19 protein-coding genes and 1 riboswitch are annotated in these 21,729 nt (G+C 63.4%); of the genes, 11 read left to right on the forward strand and 8 right to left on the reverse strand.

Features of this window, described 5'->3' with window-relative positions; translation table 11 throughout:
• Position 1: 1 nt before the first annotated feature.
• On the forward strand, positions 2-1,009 hold the full coding sequence (locus tag IQ16_RS28150) for an Hsp33 family molecular chaperone (protein WP_018644525.1): 1,008 nt from the start codon (positions 2-4) through the stop codon (positions 1,007-1,009).
• Positions 1,010-1,306: 297 nt separating this feature from the next.
• On the opposite strand, the gene apaG is transcribed toward IQ16_RS28150, so the two are convergent.
• Entirely contained in the window at positions 1,307-1,699 is a 393-nt protein-coding gene (gene apaG, locus IQ16_RS28155; protein ID WP_026312282.1) for a Co2+/Mg2+ efflux protein ApaG, read from the reverse strand.
• 211 nt (positions 1,700-1,910) lie between these two features.
• Here apaG and IQ16_RS28160 point away from each other — a divergent pair, with 211 nt between their 5' ends.
• The 3 genes from IQ16_RS28160 to IQ16_RS28170 are packed head-to-tail and all read left to right on the forward strand — an operon-like array spanning position 1,911 to position 4,939.
• Positions 1,911-3,149 (forward strand): OpgC domain-containing protein, encoded by a 1,239-nt coding sequence (locus IQ16_RS28160; protein WP_145831870.1) that lies wholly within the window; start codon positions 1,911-1,913, stop codon positions 3,147-3,149.
• On the forward strand, positions 3,149-3,928 hold the full coding sequence (locus IQ16_RS28165) for an SGNH/GDSL hydrolase family protein (protein WP_018644895.1): 780 nt from the start codon (positions 3,149-3,151) through the stop codon (positions 3,926-3,928). Before IQ16_RS28160 ends, IQ16_RS28165 begins: the two co-directional genes overlap by 1 nt.
• A 12-nt stretch (positions 3,929-3,940) precedes the next feature.
• Complete coding sequence (locus IQ16_RS28170) at positions 3,941-4,939, forward strand: SGNH/GDSL hydrolase family protein (RefSeq protein ID WP_018644896.1); 999 nt, start codon at positions 3,941-3,943, stop codon at positions 4,937-4,939.
• A 117-nt stretch (positions 4,940-5,056) separates the two neighbouring features.
• On the opposite strand, the gene IQ16_RS28175 is transcribed toward IQ16_RS28170, so the two are convergent.
• On the reverse strand, positions 5,057-6,244 hold the full coding sequence (locus tag IQ16_RS28175) for an O-succinylhomoserine sulfhydrylase (RefSeq protein WP_018644897.1): 1,188 nt from the start codon (positions 6,242-6,244) through the stop codon (positions 5,057-5,059).
• A 74-nt stretch (positions 6,245-6,318) separates the two neighbouring features.
• A riboswitch (SAM riboswitch) is annotated at positions 6,319-6,398 on the reverse strand.
• Positions 6,399-6,507: 109 nt separating this feature from the next.
• Between IQ16_RS28175 and IQ16_RS28180 the strand changes: the two genes are divergently transcribed.
• The gene (locus tag IQ16_RS28180) at positions 6,508-7,614 is read left to right on the forward strand and encodes a 2'-deoxycytidine 5'-triphosphate deaminase (RefSeq protein ID WP_018644898.1); all 1,107 of its coding nucleotides are present in this window, start codon (positions 6,508-6,510) and stop codon (positions 7,612-7,614) included.
• 95 nt (positions 7,615-7,709) lie between these two features.
• Here IQ16_RS28180 and IQ16_RS28185 read toward each other — a convergent pair whose 3' ends face one another.
• Positions 7,710-9,245: a hypothetical protein gene (locus tag IQ16_RS28185; protein WP_145831872.1), complete on the reverse strand. Its 1,536-nt coding sequence runs from the start codon at positions 9,243-9,245 to the stop codon at positions 7,710-7,712.
• A 119-nt stretch (positions 9,246-9,364) separates the two neighbouring features.
• On the opposite strand from IQ16_RS28185, the gene IQ16_RS28190 reads away from it, so the two are divergent.
• The 3 genes from IQ16_RS28190 to IQ16_RS28200 all read left to right on the forward strand — a co-directional run bounded on the left by IQ16_RS28190 (position 9,365) and on the right by IQ16_RS28200 (position 11,364).
• Positions 9,365-10,045 carry a peptidoglycan recognition protein family protein gene (locus IQ16_RS28190; protein WP_018644900.1) on the forward strand — a complete coding sequence of 227 codons (681 nt, stop codon included), beginning with the start codon at positions 9,365-9,367 and terminating at the stop codon, positions 10,043-10,045.
• A 67-nt stretch (positions 10,046-10,112) separates the two neighbouring features.
• Complete coding sequence (locus tag IQ16_RS28195; RefSeq protein ID WP_018644901.1) at positions 10,113-10,460, forward strand: YbaY family lipoprotein; 348 nt, start codon at positions 10,113-10,115, stop codon at positions 10,458-10,460.
• Between the two features lie 112 nt (positions 10,461-10,572).
• Positions 10,573-11,364: a M12 family metallopeptidase gene (locus IQ16_RS28200; protein WP_145831873.1), complete on the forward strand. Its 792-nt coding sequence runs from the start codon at positions 10,573-10,575 to the stop codon at positions 11,362-11,364.
• Between the two features lie 129 nt (positions 11,365-11,493).
• On the opposite strand, the gene IQ16_RS28205 is transcribed toward IQ16_RS28200, so the two are convergent.
• The 3 genes from IQ16_RS28205 to IQ16_RS28215 all read right to left on the reverse strand — a co-directional run bounded on the left by IQ16_RS28205 (position 11,494) and on the right by IQ16_RS28215 (position 16,734).
• Positions 11,494-12,939 carry a hypothetical protein gene (locus tag IQ16_RS28205; protein WP_018644903.1) on the reverse strand — a complete coding sequence of 482 codons (1,446 nt, stop codon included), beginning with the start codon at positions 12,937-12,939 and terminating at the stop codon, positions 11,494-11,496.
• Positions 12,927-14,081, reverse strand: coding sequence for a caspase family protein (locus IQ16_RS28210; protein WP_018644904.1), 1,155 nt, complete (start codon positions 14,079-14,081; stop codon positions 12,927-12,929). Before IQ16_RS28210 ends, IQ16_RS28205 begins: the two co-directional genes overlap by 13 nt.
• Positions 14,082-14,286: 205 nt before the next feature.
• Positions 14,287-16,734 carry an N-acetylmuramoyl-L-alanine amidase gene (locus IQ16_RS28215; RefSeq protein WP_018644905.1) on the reverse strand — a complete coding sequence of 816 codons (2,448 nt, stop codon included), beginning with the start codon at positions 16,732-16,734 and terminating at the stop codon, positions 14,287-14,289.
• A gap of 261 nt (positions 16,735-16,995) precedes the next feature.
• On the opposite strand from IQ16_RS28215, the gene IQ16_RS28220 reads away from it, so the two are divergent.
• The 3 genes from IQ16_RS28220 to IQ16_RS28230 all read left to right on the forward strand — a co-directional run bounded on the left by IQ16_RS28220 (position 16,996) and on the right by IQ16_RS28230 (position 20,536).
• Entirely contained in the window at positions 16,996-18,048 is a 1,053-nt protein-coding gene (locus tag IQ16_RS28220) for a hypothetical protein (RefSeq protein ID WP_018644907.1), read from the forward strand.
• Between the two features lie 224 nt (positions 18,049-18,272).
• Positions 18,273-19,718 carry an MATE family efflux transporter gene (locus tag IQ16_RS28225; RefSeq protein ID WP_020607972.1) on the forward strand — a complete coding sequence of 482 codons (1,446 nt, stop codon included), beginning with the start codon at positions 18,273-18,275 and terminating at the stop codon, positions 19,716-19,718.
• Between the two features lie 143 nt (positions 19,719-19,861).
• Positions 19,862-20,536, forward strand: a complete 675-nt coding sequence (locus IQ16_RS28230) for a hypothetical protein (protein ID WP_018644909.1) — start codon at positions 19,862-19,864, stop codon at positions 20,534-20,536.
• 91 nt (positions 20,537-20,627) lie between these two features.
• On the opposite strand, the gene IQ16_RS28235 is transcribed toward IQ16_RS28230, so the two are convergent.
• Positions 20,628-21,068 (reverse strand): hypothetical protein, encoded by a 441-nt coding sequence (locus tag IQ16_RS28235; RefSeq protein WP_018644910.1) that lies wholly within the window; start codon positions 21,066-21,068, stop codon positions 20,628-20,630.
• Positions 21,069-21,285: 217 nt separating this feature from the next.
• Positions 21,286-21,681: an SRPBCC family protein gene (locus IQ16_RS28240; protein WP_026312284.1), complete on the reverse strand. Its 396-nt coding sequence runs from the start codon at positions 21,679-21,681 to the stop codon at positions 21,286-21,288.
• Positions 21,682-21,729: the final 48 nt, after the last annotated feature.

A 21,729-nucleotide genomic window follows, 5' to 3' on the forward strand; every position in this document is an offset into this window, starting at 1 on the left:
CATGGTTTTCCAATCCCCTGACATGAAAACCGGGCCTGAAGGCCCGGTTCGCGCGCCATCCGCCGTTCCGGTCGACGACGCCGTGCTGCCCTACGAGGTCGACGCGCTCGACGTGCGCGGCCGCCTGGTGCGGCTTGGCCCTGCGCTCGACGACATCCTGACCAAGCACGATTATCCCGCGCCCGTCGGCAAGCTGCTCGGCGAGGCCATCGTGCTGGCGACGCTGCTCGGCTCGGCGCTGAAATTCGAGGGCCGCTTCATCCTCCAGGCCCAGACCGACGGTCCGGTGTCGTTCCTGGTCGTCGACTACAAGGCACCGGATCATCTGCGCGCCTATGCGCGCTATGACGCCTCGCGTCTGGGCACGGCGAACGATTCCGGCACACTGCTCGGCCGCGGCCATCTCGCCATGACCATCGACCAGGGTCCCGACATGAGCCGCTATCAGGGCCTGGTCGCGCTCGATGGCGGCAGCCTGGAAGACGCCGCCCACGAATATTTCCTGCGCTCCGAGCAGATCCCGACCAAGGTGCGCCTTGCGGTCGGCGAGGAGTGGCGCAGTAGCGACGGCGGCAAGCATCGCTGGCGCGCCGGCGGCATGCTGATGCAGTTTTTGCCGAAGGCGCCGGAGCGCGCGCGGCAGGCGGATCTGCATCCCGGCGATGCACCCGACGGCGCCGAGGTGCACAGCGTCGCGGAAGACGACGCCTGGGTCGAGGCGCGCTCGCTGATCGAGACCGTCGAGGACGTCGAGCTGATCGATCCCGAGCTCTCCGGCGAGCGGCTGCTCTATCGCCTCTTTCACGAGCGCGGCGTGCGCGTGTTCAATCCGCTGTCCCTGAAGGCGCAATGCTCCTGCTCGCGCGACGCAGTCGCGTCCATGCTGAAGAGCTTTTCGTCCGACGACCGTGCCGCGATGGTCAAGGACGACAAGGTCGTCGTCACCTGCGAGTTCTGCTCGTCAGTCTACCAGTTCACGCCGCACGAGGCGGGCGTGGAGAACGCGTAGCAGGGCGGTGCCGTAGCCCGGGTGAGCGAAGCGATACCCGGGAATCCGCTCGCGAAGATCCCGGATGTCGCTTCGCTCATCCGGGCTACGAACTATCACCGTCACCCTGAGGTGCTCGCCTCTTCGGCGAGCCTCGAAGGGCGACGGCCCGGCTGCATCGGGGCCGTTCATCCTTCGAGGTCTCCAAGCGGCGCGGTGCGCCGCATGGCTCGCACGTCAGGATGACGGGTTTAGCGGAGCGCATTGCACGCCATTGGGCAGGTTGAGCCGTGGAGTAACGGCACCGCCAGCGTGCCCCTAGTTCAACACCCGCTTATTGTCCGGGCTGTCCAGCGAGAACGTCGGCACGTCGATCTCGAAGCGCTCGCCGGTTTCGCTGACCATCTGGTAGCGGCCGGTCATGAAGCCGGAGGCGGTCGTGAGCGGCACGCCGGAGGTGTATTCGAACCGCTCGCCGGGGGCGAGCGTCGGCTGCTCGCCGACCACGCCCTCGCCCTTGACCTCCTGCTGGCGGCCGGTGGCGTCGGTGATGATCCAGTGCCGCGTCTTGAGCTGTACGGTCTCATCGCCGGAATTGGTGATGACGATGGTGTACGACCAGAAATAGCGGGAGCGGTCGGCCGACGACTGCTCCGGGACAAAGTTCGGCTCGACGGTCACTTCGATCTGGCGGGTCACGGCGCGGTACATGGCTGCCATCATACCGAAATCCGGCGCCGGAACCAAACCCCGGCGGCAGTTTTGGCGACATCGTGCCGCCAGAATTGGCGAGGAAGTACTCCCCCAAGGGAAGACTCCCTGAGGGAAGACACCCCCATGTGATCCAGCCGCTTTGCGAGATGACGGCCGGACCGGTACACTCCTTCAACGTCGCGATTTGGGTGAGGGTTTTTAGGCCCCGATGACCATTGCCGACCAAGTGACGGGATCGACCATCGCGGGAACCGCCAAACCTGCGGAGCCGCGTGCGGCCGCCATCACGCTGCCCGCCATCGGCGAGCGCGAGCTCCGCCTTGACCTGTTCCGCGGGCTGGCGCTGTGGCTGATCTTCATCGACCATCTGCCGACGAGCCTGCTGACCTGGTTCACGATCCGCAATTACGGCTTCAGCGACGCCACCGAGATCTTCATCTTCATCTCCGGCTACACCGCCGCCTTCGTCTACTGCCGCGCGATGCTGGAGGGCGGCGTCGTCATCGCCACCGCGCGCATCCTGCGGCGGGTCTGGCAGATCTACGTCGCGCACGTCTTCCTGTTCACGATCTTCCTCGCCGAGATCTCCTATGTGGCGACCAGATTCGAGAACCCGCTCTACACCGAAGAGATGGGGATCATGGACTTCCTCAAGCAGCCCGACGTCACCATCGTGCAGGCGCTGCTGCTGCGTTTCCGTCCCGTCAACATGGACGTGCTGCCGCTGTATATCGTCCTGATGCTGGCGCTGCCCGTGATCCTGTGGTCGATGCGGTGGAAGCCCGACGTCACGCTCGGCCTTTCCGTCGTGCTCTACGCGGTGACCTGGGAATACGATCTCTACTTCTCCGCCTATCCGAACGGCTTCTGGGCCTTCAATCCGCTGGCCTGGCAGTTGCTCTTCGTCTTCGGTGCATGGTGTGCGCTCGGAGGTGCGCGGCGCATGTCGCGTATTTTAGCGTCGCCGGTAACGATGTGGATCTCGATCGCCTATATCGTGGCGGCGTTCTACGTGACGCTGACCTGGTATCTGCCGCAGCTGTCCCACCTGATGCCGAAGCGGCTCGAACAGTGGATGTATCCGATCGACAAGACCGATCTCGACGTTCTGCGTTTCACGCATTTCCTGGCGCTGGCCGCGCTCACTGTGCGCTTCCTGCCGCGCGACTGGCCGGGTCTGAAATCGCAGTGGCTGCGGCCGCTGATCCTGTGCGGCCAGCATTCGCTCGAGATCTTCTGCCTCGGCGTCTTCCTCGCCTTCGCCGGTCATTTCATCCTGGCCGAGGTCTCCGGCGGCGCAGCCATGCATGCGCTGATTAGTCTCTCCGGAATCCTGATCATGTGGGGCGTTGCATGGGTGATTTCGTGGTACAAACGCGTGGCTGACAAGAGCGGTGCGAAAACCAAAAACGCCGTCGGCAACGCCGATCTGGCGGGAGGGGGCTGATGAAGGCGAAGGTTCTCCTGAGCCTGATCCTGCTATGCGGTGGCCTCGCCGCGCCCCAGGCGCGTGCGGACGATGCTGCGCCTGCCACGCCGGCCGTACCCCCAGCCTGCGAATTGCCGTCCTATCTGCTCACCAGCGAAAGCCAGCTTCCCAAGGTCGCCGAGGCCGTCAAATCGGGCAAACCGCTGGAAATCCTGGTCATCGGCAGCCGCTCGACCACGATTCCGGCCTCGGAGGATGCGTCCTATCCGGCGCGCATGCAGGCCATCCTGAAGGACAAGCTGCCGCCGTCGGAGGCCGTGCACGTCTCCGTAGAAATACAGAGCAAGAAAACGGCAGAGGAGGCCGCCACCACCTTCGTTAAGCTGATGGAAGCAAAAAGGCCTACTTTGGTCATCTGGCAGACCGGGACCGTGGATGCTATCCGAGCCATCGATCCCGACGATTTTCGCGGTGCTGTGACCGAAGGGGTTGCCGCGCTGCAAAATGCAGGGGCTGACGTCGTGTTGATGAACTTGCAGTACAGCCCGCGGACCGAAACCATGATTTCGGTGCCACCCTATCTCGACAATATGCGGGTGGTGGCGCAGGAGCATGACATTCCGCTGTTCGACCGTTTCGCGATCATGCGGCAGTGGAATGACCAGGGTCAGTTCGACCTGTTCAGCCCGTCCCGCGGGCCGGAGCTGGCGAAACAGGTCCATGATTGCCTTGGCCGGGCGTTGGCACAGTTCGTGTTTGACGCAGCCCATCTGGGGCCGGCCCAGCAGCAAAATTGAGGTCTAGCGTTAATGAGTTCTCTCCGCCCTTTTTTCCCGACGGCATCGCTGGCTGCGACCGCAGCGGCAGCGCTGCTGTTGCTGACGCCGGCGTCGCAGTCGCGCGCGCAGGCACAGGCCGCGCAGGCGACGCAAGCACCGGCGCAAACCGCTAATCCCGCTCCCGCTCCCGGTTCGCGTTCCCAGACCACGGTCGCCGTGACGTCCCCCGAGCAGCGCGGCATCACCTCGCGCGCCATCGACAAGGTGAAGCAGGTCGCGAAATCCGCCGGTGACATCTTCAGCCGCGTGCCTTGCCTGCCGCCGAAGGGCGGCTCGAAGGCGATGGGCTCGCTGCCTCATGTCGCTGCCAAGCTCGTCGCCGGCAAGCCCGTCGTGATCGTCGCATTCGGCTCGTCGTCGACCGCCGGCTATGGCGCAAGCTCGCCCGATTTCAACTATCCGAACCGTCTCGCCACGCAGCTGCGCCGACACTATCCGACCGCCGACATCACCGTCGTCAATGCCGGCGTCGGCGGCGAGGACGCGCCCGAGATGATGAAGCGCCTTCAGACGCAGGTGATCGACGTGCATCCGGACATGGTGATCTGGCAGGTCGGCACCAACGCCGTGCTGCGCAATCTCGATCCAGGCGATACCGCCAAGCTCGTCGAGGACGGTATCTCCCGCATCCAGGCCGCCGGCGGCGCCGACATCGTGCTGGTCGATCCGCAATATTCGCCGGCCGTCAATCAGCGTGCCGAGAGCGCCGGCAAAATGATCAAGCTGCTCGGCAAGGTCGCCGAGCTCCGCAAGGTCGGCATCTTCCCGCGCTTCGAGGTGATGCGCGACTGGCACGAGAACCAGTCGATCCCGGTCGAGAGCTTCGTGATCTCCGACGGCCTGCACATGAACGATTGGGGCTACGCCTGCTTCGCCCAGCTGCTCGGCGACGACATCATCCGCTCCGTCGGCCAGATCAAGTTAGGGGTGAACGTGCCGGCGGATGTGCGGACGTATCGGCCGATGTAACGAGCTGCCGTAGGGTGGGCAAAGGCGCGCTCTTCGCGCGCCGTGCCCACCATCTATCGGCAGCCTAGCTTTGAATGGTGGGCACGCTGCGCTTTGCCCACCCTACGAGAACTCGCCTCACGCCTTCTCCAGCGCCGCCGTCAGATCCTCGATCAGATCATCCGCGTGCTCCAGCCCCGCCGAGAAGCGGATGAAGCCCTCGCTGATGCCGAGCGCGGCGCGGTCTTCCGGCTTGAGGCGCTGATGCGTCGTGGTCGCCGGATGCGTGACGAGACTCTTGGCGTCGCCGAGATTGTTCGAGATCTTCGCAAGCTTGAGCTCGTTCAGCACGCGGAACGCGGCCGCCTTGCCGCCCTTCACCTCGAAGCCGACCAGCGTCGAGCCGCCGCGCATCTGCTTCTTCACCAGCGCCGCCTGCGGATGATCGGCGCGGCCAGGATAGACCAATCGCGAAATCTTCGGATGACTCGCCAGCACTTCGGCGACGCGGCCCGCGGTGTCGGTCTGCGCGCGCACGCGCACGCCCAGCGTCTCCAGGCCCTTGAGCAGGACCCAGGCGTTGAACGGCGAGATCGACGGGCCGGTCTGGCGCATGAAATTATGCAGGTGCTCGGCGATGAAGGCTTCCGATGACAGGATGATGCCGCCCAGACACCGGCCCTGGCCGTCGATGTGCTTGGTCGCGGAATAGACGACGACGTCGGCGCCCAGCGCGAGCGGGCTCTGCCAGATCGGGGTTGCGAACACGTTGTCGACCACGAGCCGCGCGCCGCCGCTGTGCGCGATCTCGGCGATGCCGGGAATGTCGAGCACATCCAACGTCGGGTTGGTCGGGCTCTCCAGGAAGAACGTCTTGGTATTGGGCCTCAAGGCCCGCTGCCACTGGTCGAGATCGGCTCCGTCGACCAGCGTGGTCTCGATGCCGTAGCGCGGGAGCAGGTCCTGAATCACGTAGAGGCACGAGCCGAACAGCGCGCGCGAGGCGACCACGTGATCGCCGGCTTTCAGCGGCGCCAGGATCGCGGTCGTCACCGCGGCCATGCCGGTTGCCGCCGAGCGGGCCGCTTCGGCGCCCTCGAGCTCGATCATGCGGCGCTCGAACATCGCTATGGTCGGGTTGGAGTAGCGCGAATAGATGAAGCCGGGGTCCTCGCCCTTGAACCGCGCCTCGCACTCCTCGGCGCTGTTGTAGACATAGCCTTGCGTCAAAAACAGCGCCTCCGACGTCTCGCCATATTGCGAGCGCAGGGTGCCGGAATGGACGAGGCGGGTTTCGGGGCGGTAAGTGGCAGGCGACTTCGACATAGGACCCTCCGACATGACCGTTTCGTCGAAAACGGTCACAAAAAAACCGGCCTGGACAAAACCACGGGCCGGGATCACAGAGGTCCCCGGCCTGTTTAGCGACTTATTTAACGTGGCTGCAAGCCGGCCGGCTCAAATCACCACGGGATAAGTGATGCTCATATTCCGCAATGGCCTTTCCGTCAAGGCGTCCATCGGATAGCCGTAAAAGGCTAGTATTTCCCGCATGTCCGGATGCGTTTGACCCTGACGAGGACCCCCGGTTGAGCTTCACGATCGCCGCCGACGCCAATGGTATCCTGCCCGACCGCATGATCGCGGCGATGGCGGAGGCAGGTCTCATCCTGCCCGCATACGATTTCGTCGAAAGCCAGATCCAGCCGGCCAGCCTCGATCTGCGTCTCGGCGACATCGCCTATCGCGTCCGTGCCAGCTTCCTGCCGGGGCCCGGCGCCACGGTGGCCGAGCGCATCGACGAATTGAAGCTGCACGAGTTCAGCCTTGCCGACGGCGCGGTGCTGGAGACCAACTGCGTCTACATAGTGCCGCTGCTCGAGAGCCTGGCGCTGCCGCCCGAAATCGTCGCAGCCGCAAATCCGAAAAGCTCGACCGGCCGGCTCGACGTCTTCACCCGCGTCATCGCCGACGGCACCCGCCGCTTCGACATGATCGGCGCCGGCTATCACGGCCCGCTCTATGCCGAGATCAGCCCGAAGACGTTTCCGGTGCTGGTGCGCGAGGGCTCGCGCCTCAGCCAAGTGCGCTTCCGCACTGGGGATGCCATCCTCAACGCCGACGAGCTCGATGCGCTGCACGCCACCGAGCGCCTCGTCGACATCGACGATGCGGATCTTTCCGGTGGCGTCGCCGTCTCGGTCGATCTCTCCGGCGAGAAAGCCAACGGCTTCGTCGGCTACCGCGCCAAGCGCCACACTGGCGTCGTCGACGTCGATCGCCGCGCCGGCTACGCGGTGGAGGATTTCTGGGAGCCCATCTCGGCCCGTCCCGATGGCAGCCTGATCCTGGATCCCGGCGAGTTCTACATCCTCGCCTCGAAAGAAGCGGTGCAGGTGCCGCCCGATTACGCCGCGGAGATGGTGCCGTTCGATCCCTTGGTCGGCGAATTCCGCGTTCACTATGCCGGCTTCTTCGATCCCGGCTTCGGCTATGCCGGTGCGGGCGGGCTAGGATCGCGCGCCGTGCTCGAAGTGCGCTCGCGCGAGGTGCCGTTCATCCTCGAGCACGGCCAGATCGTCGGCCGCCTCGTCTACGAGAAGATGCTCGCGCGGCCGGACGCGATGTACGGCCAGCGCATCGGGTCCAACTACCAGGCGCAGGGCCTCAAACTATCGAAGCATTTTCGGGTGTAGCCGCCCATCACCGAGAATCTGCGTGAAGGCTGACGCAGCGCAGGTTGGGCGGGAGGTGAATCGTCGAACGGCCGCCTGAAGTCTCGCCTGGCGCCTTATCGTCCCAGCGCCAGCAACGTACGCGCCGCGACATCGGCGCTCAATCCCCAGACGATTGCGCTCAGATAGTCCGTCACTGGATTGGCGCCGAATGTTTGCGAGCCGTTGAGATAGATCGCCTCGAAGCCGATGAACGCGACGAGCAGGATGGCGGCGAACTTCAGGAACACCTGAAGCTTTGGCGCAACCTTCGCGCGGAAAGCCACTAGCTGTTGCTGAAGCCGGGATCCCGGCGACAGTTGCTGCGCCTGAGCCTTCGGGCGCGGGCCTGCGACGTCGTCGGCGGCCTGGTCCTGGTCGTTCGCCGGTAATGTCTCAGCGGCGAGCAAGGCTGTCTCGATGGACGCCACCGTCGGCCGTATGTCCTCGACGTCGCTCAACCCCAAGATGCTTCCCCTCAGCGCAGAGATGCGGGCCAGGATTCCATTATTTCGGAGGGTTTCGGCGCGGTCGCTGAGCCGGACCAGTCGCTCTGTCAATGCGATGCGCGCGTCGGCGGCCGTCGCGAGCGTAAGAATTGCGTCGAACTGGCCGCTCAGAAATTTCGTTCTCAAGTCGTCGAGGGTCGGTCCAAGCCATTCCCTGAAGTCCGCCCGGACCGTTTGCGCGCGTGCTTCGATCTCGAAGATCCTGTTCTGAGCCGAGACGATCTTGCTGCCGCGTTCATTGGACCATTTGGCAAGATGGCCGAGCAGAACGCCGATCAAGACCAGGAACAGAACAGTCCAGGGATTGCTGCGGACGGAAATATCCACCGGGAGCAGCAGCCGGCGCTGCCCCCCGTTCAGGACGATCTCGCCTGTGCCGGTATATTTGCCCGGTGCGGAAGCTGAAGTATCGACCGAAAGCACCGCACCTTGCTTGGTGGGTCGAAGCTCGGCCGTCCCGATCAGCGGTCCCTGGCCTCCTTCCGCCATCAACTGCACGCTGCCACTCGTCCCCGTCACCTCCACGCCTTCGGGCAGTCCCGGGATGGTTATCGGAAAGCTCCCCTCCGCCGGACGTTGGGCAAGCAATGCAGACCAGGGGAGGACCGCCGACGCCGAAGTCATCGGCTTGCTCAACGTGGCTGGCTGCATCGCGATCGGCTGCGCCGCGGGAAATTGGACGGTAAGTTTCAGTTTGATCGTTTCGGTCGGCTGGCCATTGACGCGGACCGCGATCTCTCCGGAAAAGATGCCGTATCGGGACGGGAGCGAGTTGATCGCGATTTCAAAGGCTGAGATGCCCGTCACTTCGGTCTTCGGCGGAGCCAGCGGAGTGATGCGGACTTGCCCGCCATCGATCAAAGCCGCTTGAAGGCCTGCCGGGGCCGAGCGTGCCAGATCCGTGGTGACAAACTGGATGGTCGGCGTGCCTGTCGTTTGAAACCGGATGGTCCGCGTTTCGCTCTGCTTGCCGGACTCGCCGACGATCTCGATCGGTGATGCTCCCAGAAATTGGGCAGTGCCATCCGAAGCCGCCGCGACATATTGTGCATCGCCCCAAGCGCACGACAGAGCAACCAATGCTGTTCGGCAGAACCCGCCCATGAGGCCCCTCATCAATGGCGACACCACGGCATAGTATGTAGTAGAATGAGCCGTGGCGCACAACCAAAGAGAGCGTCATGTGAGAATCCATCATTTCCTTCAAACGAGGTAATATTGCGATGGCGCCTCCATTCAAGCAGCTGCAACCGACCGAATTCGTGCACGTTGTCCAGCAGTTCGGCTGGCAGCCTGCGAAAACTCTTATTCACATGCATCATACTTGGCGGCCGAACCATAGCCAGTATCACGGGGTCGGCTCGATTCAGGCGATGTACGACTATCACGTCAACACCAACCACTGGTCCGACATTGCCCAGCACGTGTCGCTTGCGCCAGACGGGACAATCTGGACGGGCCGCCCCTGGAACATGTCACCCGCCAGTGCAGTTGGCTACAACAGCTCGCGCGTTTTCATGTTCGAGACGATCGGCGATTTCGACCAAGGCAAGGATCCGTTGACGGGTGCCCAACTCGACACAGTCGTCCTCGTTATCGCGACGCTGATGAAGAAGTTCGATCTGAGTGCATCGGCGTTGAAATTCCACAACGAGATGTCCACCAAGAGCTGTCCGGGAAGCGCGGTATCCAAGCAGGACATTCTCGACAAGGTCGGCGAATTCATAAATGCTGGCGGAAGCAATGACGTGGCGTCGGTGCTGTCGGAAACGCGCCGGGCGGAAATCTTCGAGGCGATCGGGGCCGGTGCCGCGCAGGCGGATGCGATGCCGGAGGATGCCGGAGAATTGCCTGAGCACGATCCGGCCTACGAGGCGGCGATCTTGAACTCGCTGCCGCGGTAGAACGATCGGTTGCGACATCGGGACGCATCGTCGCGCGCGATGCGCTCCCCTGGAGCATTGATGTACCGTGGAAATCACCGGAACCCTGCGCGTGACTGATCGTGGCGAAGTCGGCGCTTTGCGCGGCATCGTCCGGCTTGAAGATGTGACCCTTGCTGATGCGCGTTCCCGGGTGATCGCGACGGGACCGATCGTGTTGCAACACGGAGAGGACGAAGGTCGCTTCAGCATATCGGTCCCCGACGACATCGAGCGGCGGGCGCAGTACATCTTGAGCGCGCGCTTGGAGGGAGAGCACCTGCAAACCGGACGGGCATGCGTGTTCGGAACCGTCGTTGCCTATCCGTGGCAGCCGCATGATCCGCCGCAAGACCATCTGATTGTTGCACGGCGCTGGACGCGTCAATCTAATTGAGAAGAAGTGGCTGGCTGCATGCCCAGGTTGCGCGTCATCCGAAATCGGTCTAATGTCGGGGGCGCTGAAATTTGAAGGGCGCAGAGCATAATTTGAAAAAAGAGGTTGTCCCGTGGCTGATAATGCGGAGTTTGTTTCGGGCACTCAGGTGAAGACCGCCTTCGTGAAGATTCACGGTGCCGGTGTCCGTCCAGTGCTTTATGTCGAGATCGACGGGCGGGCGCGCGCGGAGGGCTGCCTCGATCTCGGTCCGACACAGGAGGTCGAGGCCACCTCCCGCCAAATTCGCGAGAACGCCGCCGCGACTGTGGCCGGCTTCCAGACGTTCGGTGTCGGCATCAAGGAGCTGCGCTTTCGTTGGCCGGACAAGACCGTGCCCTACACGATCGCCCCCAATTTGCCGAACCAGAATCGGATGACGGACGCCATTGCTCATTGGCACGAGAAGACCAAGATCAAGTTCGTCCAGCGAACCGACCAGGATGATTTCGTGACATTTCGGCCGGGCAGCGGGTGCTCCTCTTCAGTCGGCAGACAGGAAGGGCAGCAGTTTGTCACGCTCGGGCCGGACTGCACGACGGGCAATTGCATCCATGAGATTGGCCACACTGTCGGATTGTGGCACGAGCAGAGCCGGCGGGACCGCGATCTGTTCGTCCGGGTTCATCTGGAGAACGTGATGCCCGGCATGGAGCACAATTTCACCCAGCATCTGAACGACGGCATCGACCTCGGGACGTACGACTACGCCTCGATCATGCACTACCCGAAGAACGCATTTTCCAAGGATGGAAGCGCGACCATCGAGCCCGTCTTTGGTCAAACCGAGATCGGTCAGAGGCTCGGCTTGAGTGCCGGAGATATCAAGGCGGTCGAGGAATTGTACAAGGCGGCCGCGACTTGAAAGTCGCGGCCGCCGACGCAGTCAGCAGCTAAAGCATGATCCGGAAAAGTGCGAAGCGGTTTTCCGGAAAGATCATGCGCAAACAACAACCTAAAGCGCGATGATGATTCATCCAAATCTCATCGCGCTTTAGTTCTGCTCGGACGGAAGGCGGAGCAGCGTGAACACCTGATTGGCGTCGACCTTCAATGCGACGTTCGTCACCGACTCGTACATCTGGCGTGCCTCGGCATCCTTTTCGCTGAAGGAGTAGAGGCCTTGCTGCAGATGCTGCACGCCGGCGATAAAGAACGGAATTCCCTTTCGGTACGCCTTCTTCAGGCTGGTGAGCGCCTCATCGAGTTCTGACTTTGATCGGGCCGTTTTCAGCAGGTACGCGGCCTGAATGACGTTTCCGTCCGGCAGCCAGGCAAATTGCGACAACAGCCCAAGCCACTGCGTCCACTGCTCGCGATTGCTATCGGCCAAGCCGGCGATGGCAACGTAGCCTGCTGCGCAGGCCGCGAGCGGATTTCGCTTGTCTGCGAGCAGGGAATTGATCAAGCCGGTTTGACTGGCCTCGGCCAGTACGGTGGACGCGCTGCCGATCTTGTTGCTGTTGAGATACATCAGCAGGCCGCCGAGGCTCGGATCCTGGACCACGACGGTCGTCCGTCCGGCTGCTGACGCGCCTGCCTCGCGCAGGACTTCGATTGTCACGGGGGTCTTGTCCGGGTCCGGTTCGAACGCCCATGGGATCGGAAGCAGGATGACGTCGACGCCATCGCCGCGCCGCATCGCAGCCAGGCAACGAAGCGGCAGCGCCCCGCGGGGTGTCCCGACGATGCTCTTTTGATAATCAGACTGAGTAACCTGCCAGAGGCTCAGCGCGCGATCATCCTTGCGCACGAACGAGCAACCCGGATAGGGCGATGCAGATCTCCGCCATTCGGTCCATGCCGCATGGGAGCGTAGCGTGCTCCACAACGCGGTCCCATCGGACGGGTTCGCCTGCAGGAGCTCGAAATCCGCGGTCGTGGGCTCTGCTGTGGCATCAGCTTCGGCTGGGTCGTCTCCGGCCGCCGGCGCTGCGGACGTTCCTTCAAGCAACGCCTTGACCCGCACGTGGAGTTGCCGGAGATGGCCGGCCGCCCATCCGATGACCGTTGGACTGATGTCGATCCTGACATCCTTGGACTTGGCCGCCTTGGAAATTTTCCCCGCAATATCCTTCAGGAATTCTTCGTATTCCTTTTCAGACGGTACGTTCCCCGCGAGCCGCTGCCAACTCAACCACTCGTGGGGCGAAGCCGCGGGCTCGAACACGACGGGGACTTCCGCCGCGTTGTCTGAGACCTCCTGGGTCTTCGACATCACCTCGCCGGAGGGAAGTCGCGCCTCGATCCGGTAAGTCCCGGGCGGAACGTCCACCCGCCGAAAGCCCGTTGCGCCGGCCGGAATGACCACTTCCTGCTCGAACGGTGCCTCCGGAAACTTCCCCTGAAAATCCTTTATCTGCAGCACGTCGGCGACGACGCCCAGTTCGAGGTCCGTGCCAAGGTTCTTCTTGTCGAGCCTGATGTCTAAGCGTCCCATGTCGAGACCTTCAGTAGCACGTTGGAGAACGTAGGCCACACGACTTCGGTGACTTCGGCGAGCTTGTTACCCGCGATCTGACTTGCTCGGAACACGTATTCGCCGGGTGACAACATCGTGAGGCGATCGCTGATCGTCCGTGGCGGCGGCGCACCGCGAAGGGCGGAGATCACGGCGTTGGCGCGATGTGCCTCGTCGTCCAGCCCGACATAGACCGGTATTTCAGGGTCATTCGCCAGTTTGCGAAGGCGGATCCTGGCGGTTCTGTTGGCGTCGGCGTTCTGCTGGAGACTTCCTGCTCCGACGAGTGCCTGGTTCTGGAGATCGGTCAGCGCTTCAACCATCCGATGAGTCGTAACGTACCAGTCCTGTCCTTCCTTTTTCGCGCTTGCGCCTCTCAGGGCAAGGATGAAGGCGCTGGCGCACAGGCTCGGCTCGTCGGGCCGGCCGAGCGCCTTGCGGTCGATTTCGGTGGAGAACACCGGACATTGCTGCATCGGCTCGTTGATGCCAAGTCGGATATCCCGATCGACGGCGAAGATGCGTTGACCGCCCTGTTGATTCCACTCGGCGATCTCGGGGGTTGAACGGCACGCGTCGAACAGCAGGAACTGGGTGCTCGGAATGCGGCATTCGAGCCCCAGCACGAAATTCGTATAGTTCAATGCGCCGCTCATGGGGTCGTTCTTGTCCTGCCCATAATCTCGCATCAAATAGAGATTCTGCGTTCCACCACTGAGCCCGTGACCGCAGAAATAAAGGATGACCCGGCTTTTCGGATCAACGTCGGCCCGCTCGATCCATGCCGCGATCGCATCGCTGACGTCCTTGATTGTCCCGTTAGGTACAATCCGTAGTCCGAGGTTGCCCTTGTCGAAGGATGCCGGTTGAGGCTCCGACAGGACGAGGGAAACGCTTGCCAGCGGCAGTTCGCTGCAGTCGAAATGTTGGATAAACCAGGTGGCAATTGCCCTGGCCGAAACAGGCGGCGAACTGAGCTGTTCCAGGTCGAGGTGGTGCTTGGTGAGCGGACCGCTGCCGCCCTTCAAATAATCATAAGTGCCGATGCCGATTGCGATGACGTGGGTCCCTGGTCGTCCGCCCAAGTCAACCTGATGCACCAGCGCCGTATCAGCGGGCATGCGCGATCATCTCTAATTTCAAAGGTCATGGCCGGTCGGCGGACCGCCGCCAAGATAATAGTGAGCTTAAAGTACCCGCGCCAGTTGAGTTCTTGTGCCTGCGAATGTCAATCCCACGATGCGGTCAGACGCCCCACTCATCGAGATCGGGCCATCGTCGCCCGGGGTGGCAGGCCCGACACCGGCTCGCCACCCCTCGTCTCAGTCACGTATCGGCACTCAGGTAGACATTCCATCCGAGCTGCGCGTCAAGGGCGGGCGTGTAGATCCCGTCACTGCGATTGCCCAGTGATCGCTGCTTCGCATGCAGGGCTTCGGCCGTCGCTGGACCCAAATCGCCGTCGTTGGATTGCCCAAGCTGCGCCTGCAGCGCAGCCACTCGCGGGCTCGTCGATCCGAATCGAAGCCTGCGCATTGCGCGGACCTCGGGATCGGCGAGAGAAAGATTGCGCCGGCGCGCGTCGGACGCTTGCAGGGCTTCCTGTCCGGTCAGCAGCACATAAATAAAGGGCTTTCCGGGATCGCCGTCGCCATCGGTCAACCCCGCCGAGCGGCGGAATCTCGCCCAAGGTCCGGAATGGGCCCCGGATGAGGTCGCGCTGCCAACGACCACCTGACACCCGAACGATGAAAACCAGCTCGTCTCGCTGGAGAACGACGGATGGATGTTGTCGCCTGGAGCCGTCTTGTGCACCTTATCGGTGCTCTCGTAGATCAGGTCATCTTCGGATCGGCGAACGATCACGATGCGCTTTTCGGATATGGATTTGCGCAGCAGGAAGCAGCCAGGTCGGCCGTTATGCTCCCCGCAAATGTACCGATAAAAGCCTGTTGCGAGCAGGTTGCCTGACTCCTGCGTCTGGAACCAGGATACGACCGCCTCTGCGTTCGGAACAGTGGACGCCGGATACACTGCAATCTTGCCAAGTTGCCGATCCCAAGCGCCCATCACGCATCGGATTTCGTGATGGTTGGGCCTGAGGTTCTTCAGAATGACCTCATCGCGCCAGCTGCCATCGCTGCTCGATCCGCCTTGCACGATCCCCGCACCGCGCAAGCCGAACAGAACCGGCGTGCCGCCGGAATCCTGCACCGGAAAATCGTTGAGGGTGCAAAGCAATTCCAGATCCGCGGCCGTGAACGAGAACTGCATGCCGACCGGCAGGCCGGCGCCGAGATGCGCGTAGTCGCATGAGCTGGCATCCGAAGCCCAGGAGACGCCGGATTCGTGATCGGCCCTGCGCGCCGCGGCGTCCGCGGTTTCTCCATTCCGTCGAAGGGCAATCGCGTCCTCCGTGCGATCGACCCAAAAATCCTCATCGCTTGGTTCGGCCGCGACCACGTAAGTCGCGTCGGCCATCGTGTCGAAGACGTTGCGATATTCGTCGAACAGGTCGAGGACCTTCGCCACATAGTTTGGATTTGCGGACGGGGGCGCCCAGATCGGCCCGATGAAATTGATGAAAGCTTCGGGAGTGGCGGCGTGCTGCCGCCACCCATGATAGCTCGGATGACGATCCAGTCGAAGCCAGTAGCCGGCGACGAAGTTCTGAAGCGAAGCGAATGCGCAATAAAACTCGCCGCCATCATGCGCATTGTACCATACTTTACTGGCGACGTCGCTCATGAACGGCCGCCACTTCATTCCCGCGAAATTGAGATGGTTCTTCGCGAGTAGAGAGGTGCCATGACCCGACTCGAGGGCCCATTGGGCGAAGGTGATCGCTTTCATGTGCGGATGCTCGATGCTCATTGCGGCATAGGCCGCGCGCAGCGAGTCCCAAAGGCCGGTGTCCGCGGGCGCGTCCGCCGTAACGGCGTCGGCCGACGGCACGGGCAGGCCGACGAAGGTTGCAAAGGCGTTCACGACCGCCTCGGCGAGACCGTCCTTGCGGGCAATCCCCAGGGAGGCATCTTCCATATTCGAGCCGAAGAACGGCTCGATCAGGGCCGACGGTTGCACTTCATTGGTCAGGCTGAGCACGCCGCGCCCTTCGACGTTGGCGTCTTTCAGTCCGCGATCGAGCGAGCCGGTACGGCCATAAAGGGCGACCATTCGGTCCTGTAGCGCTCGCGCCCACGGACGCGAACCTTGCCGTCCGAACAGCGTCTCGCTTCCGCGCGCCGTGGGCCCCGCGGAGTTGAAATGAAGCTCGATCGAGGCCTGTGGTTTCCACTCCGCGGCAAGACGATACGCCTCGCGAATGCCGACGCCGCCATTCTCCCGGCGACGAAATGTCTTGACGCGAATCTGGCGCGTGTTCGCAATGGCCTCAATTCGTGCGGCAAGATCCTCGTTCCAGAAGTATTCGGCGCGCCCCTGCTCAGCCGTGCTCGGAAAAGGAGGCGACAGCCCGATTGCGCCCTTGTCCGTACCTTCCGAGCTGTGGCCGATGATGATCGCAAGTCCCTGCGGCGCGGCGTCCGCCGCCGGCGCATCGTCATCTGACGGCGCCGGCGCATCGGGGGCGCTCGACAGGCCTTGCAGATCCGACATGAGCTCGTCCAGATACCGCCTGCGTTGCGATATCTCGACAGCGAGCATCTCTGCATCTGGTGCGACGTCGCTCGCCGCTGTTTCCTTCGCAATCAGTTCCTGCCGTAGCCGGGCGATCAAATCTCGCAGTTCATAAATATCGGCTTCGCGTGACATGGCTAATGCTCCAAATTAAAACCGCCCCCCGCAACCTCGTAGACGACAATGCTATCACAAATTGTGTGACAGGAAATAGATGCATTCGCGGCTGCGTCGAAAGGCGCGCCTGATCTGACGGCAGTTCGGGAATGTGACGCTGTCGCCGTCGAGGACGTCATCGGCCGGACAGGGCATGCGGCTGAGGCGGTCTTTCCTCTCTCAATTGCGTTCTATTCCCTGCAATGACACACTCGATCGCAACAACGATCGGGAGTGAACATGACCACCGCGCTGGACACCGCGCACGAAGCCCAATGGAAGCGCTGGCGCGCGGTCGCCGATCTCTATCACGCTTACTTCACGGGACTCATCCTCACCGTCGTCACGCGCCGCGGCACGGCGGATGCGGCGGAGTTCGTCTTCCGCGTCTTCCGCCGTCAGCAGCAGGAGCGCTTCCTGCCGGGCTTGCAAAAGCTCGGGCTCAGCCACCTGCCGCCGGCGGTGGCTGCTGCGCAATATCACTATCTCTCCAACTGGATCGGCGGCGTCCACGTCGAATACATGTATGAGAGCGACCGCAAAGCCTGGATCCGCTATCCGCCGCCGCGCTGGATCTGGAAGGGCACCGCGATCTGCGGCGTGCCGGGCGAGGTCTCACGCGCGATGCTGCGCGGCTGGCACGCCAATAACGGTGTCGCGCTCGGCGATCTCCGCCTTGGCTTCGTCTGCACCAAGCAGAGCGTCGACGGCCAGGACGGGCTCGAAGGTTACTACCATCAATACGACCATCCGCTCGAGCTCGATCAGCGCCTCGTCTTTGCGCGGCATCTGGAGGCGCCGTTGTTCGACGCCAAGACCGCACCGGCATTGCCGGTTGAGAGCTGGCCGAAACCGCGGCTTGAAAAGGCCTATCGCAACTACGCGATGGAATATGTCCGCACCGCCGCGCCCGTGATGGTGCAGCTGTTCGGTCCCGAGGACGCAGGCTACCTCCTGCACCTCACCGGCAAGCTGATCGGCATGCAATATTTCGACGAGGTCGCCGCGGCGCTGTCGATGACCCGCGGCGGCGCGGGCGAGTTCGCATCGTTCCTGAACGCGCTGTTCGCCGCGCAGGATGACGCCGCCGAGACGGCGCGGTCCGAAGGCACGTTCGAGCTCCGCCAGCAGAGCTGGAAGCTGATGGACGACGTCGCCGACTATCACCGCGCCTGCGCAAAGGTGCTGGAGGGATTGTTCGAAGGCCTTGCCGCCGGATGCGGCCGGCACATCGGCGTGCATCTGCGTCCGACCCCGGGTGGTCGCCCGCCGCTGGTATGGACGATCGAATAAACGCCAGCGGCGCGGCGGGTTTCGCCTCTCCCCGCAAGCGGGGAGAGGGAGAAATTGAATTCCACCTCTTGAAATGCGCTGCCGCAGGGCACGCCTGCACCCGGCGCAGGAGGAATCGGCAATTGCCGTGCTAACAAGCCTCTCGCCGCGCCTCACGCGCGCAAATGCATTGGCACACCAAGTGATTGCCGCGCCGCAAATGGCGCCTGCGTCCGGGGGAGGACATGTCCGACATCGCCGAGATCCCGGTCGATGAGCAAGAGCGCCCGCTGCCGCCGCCCCCGCGTCCCGTGAGGAGCGCGCTGGTGGACGGGCCGATCCTGCGCACGCTGCTCTCCCTTGCCTGGCCGAACGTGATCGCGCTGTCGGCCGGCACCTGTACGGTGATCGCGGAGACCTCCTATATCGGCCGGCTCGGCGTCGAGGCACTGGCGGCGATGGCGCTGGTGTTTCCGACAGTGATCCTGACCATGACCATGTCCGGCGGTGCCATGGGCGGCGCGGTGGCATCCGCCATCGCACGCGCGCTCGGTGCCGGCGACCGCGACCGTGCCGGCACGCTCGCGGTGCATGCGATGCTGATCGGTATCAGCTTCGGCCTCGTCTTCATGCTGGGCATGCTGATCTTCGGGCCCAGGTTGCTCGAAATGCTCGGCGGCCGCGGCGATGTGCTGACGCATGCGATCGCCTACACGCAGGTGTTTTTCGGCGGCGCCGTGCTGCCCTGGCTGCTCAACACCATGGCGGGCATCTTGCGCGGCACCGGCAACATGAAGCTGCCGTCGTTCCTCATCCTCAACTCCGCAGCCTGGCAGATCGTGCTCGGCGGCACGCTCGGCCTCGGGCTCGGCCCGGTGCCGCAGCTCGGCATGCGCGGCGTCGCGGCCGGCGCGCTGATCGCCTACACCATGAACATCGGCATCATGGGCTGGTACCTGTTCTCCGGCCGCGCGCGGATCGCATTGAGGCTGCGCGGCCTGCGCATCCAATGGGCGATGTTCTTCGACATCCTCAAGGTCGGTGCCATCGCCTGCTTCTCCCCGCTGCAATCGGTGCTGACGATCTCGATCTTCACCCACATGCTGGCGAAGTTCGGCACAGCGATCCTCGCCGGCTACGGTGTCGGCGCGCGGCTGGAATTTTTGCTGACCTCGATCGCGTTCTCGTTCGGCATTGCCTGCGTGCCGATGGTCGGGATGGCGATCGGCGCGGGCCGCATCGCGCGGGCCCGGCGCATCGCCTGGATCGCCAGTGCCGCGGCGTTCGTGGCCGTCGGCGCGCCGGCATGCCTCGTTGCGATCTTCCCCGATCTCTGGGTCAACATCTTCACCGACAGCGCGGCCGTGCGCGCGGCGAGCCACCAATATCTCTCGACGGTCGGGCCGTTCTACGCGTTCTTCGGCCTTGCAACGACGATGTATTTCTCCTCGCAAGGCGCGGCGAAGGTGATCGGCCCGGTGCTGGCGCAGACCGCGCGGCTGATCTACATCTCGGCGGTCGGCTGGTGGCTGCTGACGCACGAGGCCACCGCGCAGAGCTTCTTCTGGCTGGCCGCGAGCTCGATGGTCGTGCTCGGCCTGCTTTCTTGGTCGAGCGTCGTGCTGACGCGCTGGGGGCCGCGCGAGGGCAAGCCCGCGATCACGCCGGCTCTGTCCGGCGCGGCCGATTAGGACACGTTCGCCGGATTTTTGTTTCTAGATGTTTCCGTCGGCTGCCTGGCAATGAAGGGTAACCGAAGCTGCGCCTTGCCGAAGGCTCCGCGCCAGCTCCTGGCGAGAACTTCGCCGCGAGTTCATCAGCACGGAAAGCCACCATGACCTCGATTTCGGCGCTCTCCTCCCACCATCGCCACTCATCGCCGTTGCAGCGATTGCAGGACGAACTGCAGGCGGAAGTCAGTTCCGGCGCGGTCAGCTCCTCCGATCAGACGGCGCTGTCGTCCGCGCTCGGCGACATCGATTCCGCCCTGCAATCGAGCAGCGCGAGCGATCAATCCAGCGGCAGCAGATTATCTCCTGACGCGTTCGCATCGAAGATCGACGATCTCATCCAGCAGGAAGTCTCGAACGGCAAGCTGACCGATGAGCAGGCGACCGAGCTGCAAGGCGTGTTCAAGGCGGCGTTCTCTCACGGTCCGGGTGGACCTGGCGGAGCAGGTGGACCGCCGCCCAGGCCGCCGCCGGATGGCGGCGCTTCGGCCAGTCGTACCGACAGTTCGTCGAGCGGCAATCCGCTGGTGGATTTGCTTCAGCAATTCCTGCAGTCGTTGACGAGCTCGCTCACGGATTCGACCTCGTCCAGCGCGACGGGATCGAGCGACACGACGACTGCGAGCAGCACGGATGGTTCGTCAAGCAGCACGTCGGCGACGGAGCTGCTGCAGCAATTCCTTCAATCACTGAAAGACTCGCTCGCGGATTCGACCTACAGCGCGACGCAATCAAGCGACCCTTCGCTGTCCGGCGTCTTGCTCAACGACCGGATCTGAACCCGGCGGCGCCCCATCCGCCGGCTAGGTGCAACCATCCTTCGTCCCCCGCGAAGGGTGGTTGCCTCGTTGCCAGAGCTGCCGACCCGCGTCAGCGATGCCTGTGACGGCGATGGCTGCCGCCGCCGACATTGGCGAGCCGCATCAGTTGCGGGATCATCGCCATCATGTCGCCGCCGCCCATGCCGCCGAGCCCGGTCGGCACGCCTCCGCCCATCGGCGCGTAGCCGCCGTAATTCGGAGCGCCAAAGCCGCCGCCGAGATTGCCGCCGCCCATCATGCCACCGAGCCCGCTGCCGCCGTTCTCCATCATGCGGCTCATCATCGGGCCCATGGTCTGCATCAGCATGGCGAAGCGGCGCTTGCCCATCTTCGCCTTCATCATCTCCAGCATCGGCGCCATCTGGGTCATCATGTCCTCGCCGCCGGCAGCTCCGCCGCCGAGGAACTGCGCCTTTGCCGGCACGCTCGAGATCGAAAACAGCAGCAGCACGGCGGCCGCCTGACAGATCACCTTGTCCGCACCTCTCATGGCATGCTCCTCGCGTGCGTGGCGCCGCCGGGAGAGCGGAGCTGGCCGAACGCACGCGGGCATGGTTATGGATGGCGAGGGCGCGGCTCTGTGAAAAACATCACGCAAGCGAGCATGATCCGGACCCGCAGGGCCGCGTTAGCGCAAAGTGTGCAGCGGTTTTCCCTCGCGACAAACGCGGGACGCGTTTGCGCGGAGATCATGCTCAAACAAAGAGCTACGCAGGCGGGAATGCCCTGTGGATCGCGGCGACGGCCTCCTTGGTCTGGCCCTGGACGTAGGCCGAAAGCTCGTTCGGCAGCATGTCGATGATCCAGACCAGCCGGCACCGCGCCTCGCCCTCGGCGATCACCTGCACAGAGGCGCTGTAATGCTTCAGCCGCTCATTGTTGATCGCATAGACGAGACGCTGCCGCGCATCGTCGCAATCGACCAGCACCTCGCGCGCGACGGAGCCGTTGGCGAAGGTGACGATGCGCGCATCGCCGTCGAGCGTGCACGCCGTGACGAAGCCCGGCGCCAGCCGCTGCGGCAGCGCGCCGAAATCGCGCACGGCGTCCCAAACGTCGCGCGCGGGGACGGGGAGGGGAATGTCGTTGTGGAGGGAGGCCATATGTTGTTCCTTAGGAAATGGAGCTCGTAGGGTGGGCAAAGGCGCAAC

Source organism: Bradyrhizobium huanghuaihaiense, from assembly GCF_007830635.1.
Classification (GTDB): domain Bacteria; phylum Pseudomonadota; class Alphaproteobacteria; order Rhizobiales; family Xanthobacteraceae; genus Bradyrhizobium; species Bradyrhizobium huanghuaihaiense.

Bases quoted from the DNA above. Each gene is read 5' to 3' on its own strand.
- IQ16_RS28215 (WP_018644905.1), bottom strand. From the start codon at position 16,734: ATGTCACGCGAAGCCGATATTTATGAACTGCGAGATTTGATCGCCCGG.
- IQ16_RS28235 (WP_018644910.1), bottom strand. From the start codon at position 21,068: ATGAGAGGTGCGGACAAGGTGATCTGTCAGGCGGCCGCCGTGCTGCTG.
- IQ16_RS28225 (WP_020607972.1), top strand. From the start codon at position 18,273: ATGTCCGACATCGCCGAGATCCCGGTCGATGAGCAAGAGCGCCCGCTG.
- IQ16_RS28160 (WP_145831870.1), top strand. From the start codon at position 1,911: ATGACCATTGCCGACCAAGTGACGGGATCGACCATCGCGGGAACCGCC.
- IQ16_RS28190 (WP_018644900.1), top strand. From the start codon at position 9,365: ATGGCGCCTCCATTCAAGCAGCTGCAACCGACCGAATTCGTGCACGTT.
- IQ16_RS28175 (WP_018644897.1), bottom strand. From the start codon at position 6,244: ATGTCGAAGTCGCCTGCCACTTACCGCCCCGAAACCCGCCTCGTCCAT.
- apaG (WP_026312282.1), bottom strand. From the start codon at position 1,699: ATGTACCGCGCCGTGACCCGCCAGATCGAAGTGACCGTCGAGCCGAAC.
- IQ16_RS28205 (WP_018644903.1), bottom strand. From the start codon at position 12,939: ATGGGACGCTTAGACATCAGGCTCGACAAGAAGAACCTTGGCACGGAC.
- IQ16_RS28185 (WP_145831872.1), bottom strand. From the start codon at position 9,245: ATGGGCGGGTTCTGCCGAACAGCATTGGTTGCTCTGTCGTGCGCTTGG.
- IQ16_RS28240 (WP_026312284.1), bottom strand. From the start codon at position 21,681: ATGGCCTCCCTCCACAACGACATTCCCCTCCCCGTCCCCGCGCGCGAC.
- IQ16_RS28220 (WP_018644907.1), top strand. From the start codon at position 16,996: ATGACCACCGCGCTGGACACCGCGCACGAAGCCCAATGGAAGCGCTGG.
- IQ16_RS28150 (WP_018644525.1), top strand. From the start codon at position 2: ATGGTTTTCCAATCCCCTGACATGAAAACCGGGCCTGAAGGCCCGGTT.
- IQ16_RS28165 (WP_018644895.1), top strand. From the start codon at position 3,149: ATGAAGGCGAAGGTTCTCCTGAGCCTGATCCTGCTATGCGGTGGCCTC.
- IQ16_RS28210 (WP_018644904.1), bottom strand. From the start codon at position 14,081: ATGCCCGCTGATACGGCGCTGGTGCATCAGGTTGACTTGGGCGGACGA.
- IQ16_RS28170 (WP_018644896.1), top strand. From the start codon at position 3,941: ATGAGTTCTCTCCGCCCTTTTTTCCCGACGGCATCGCTGGCTGCGACC.
- IQ16_RS28230 (WP_018644909.1), top strand. From the start codon at position 19,862: ATGACCTCGATTTCGGCGCTCTCCTCCCACCATCGCCACTCATCGCCG.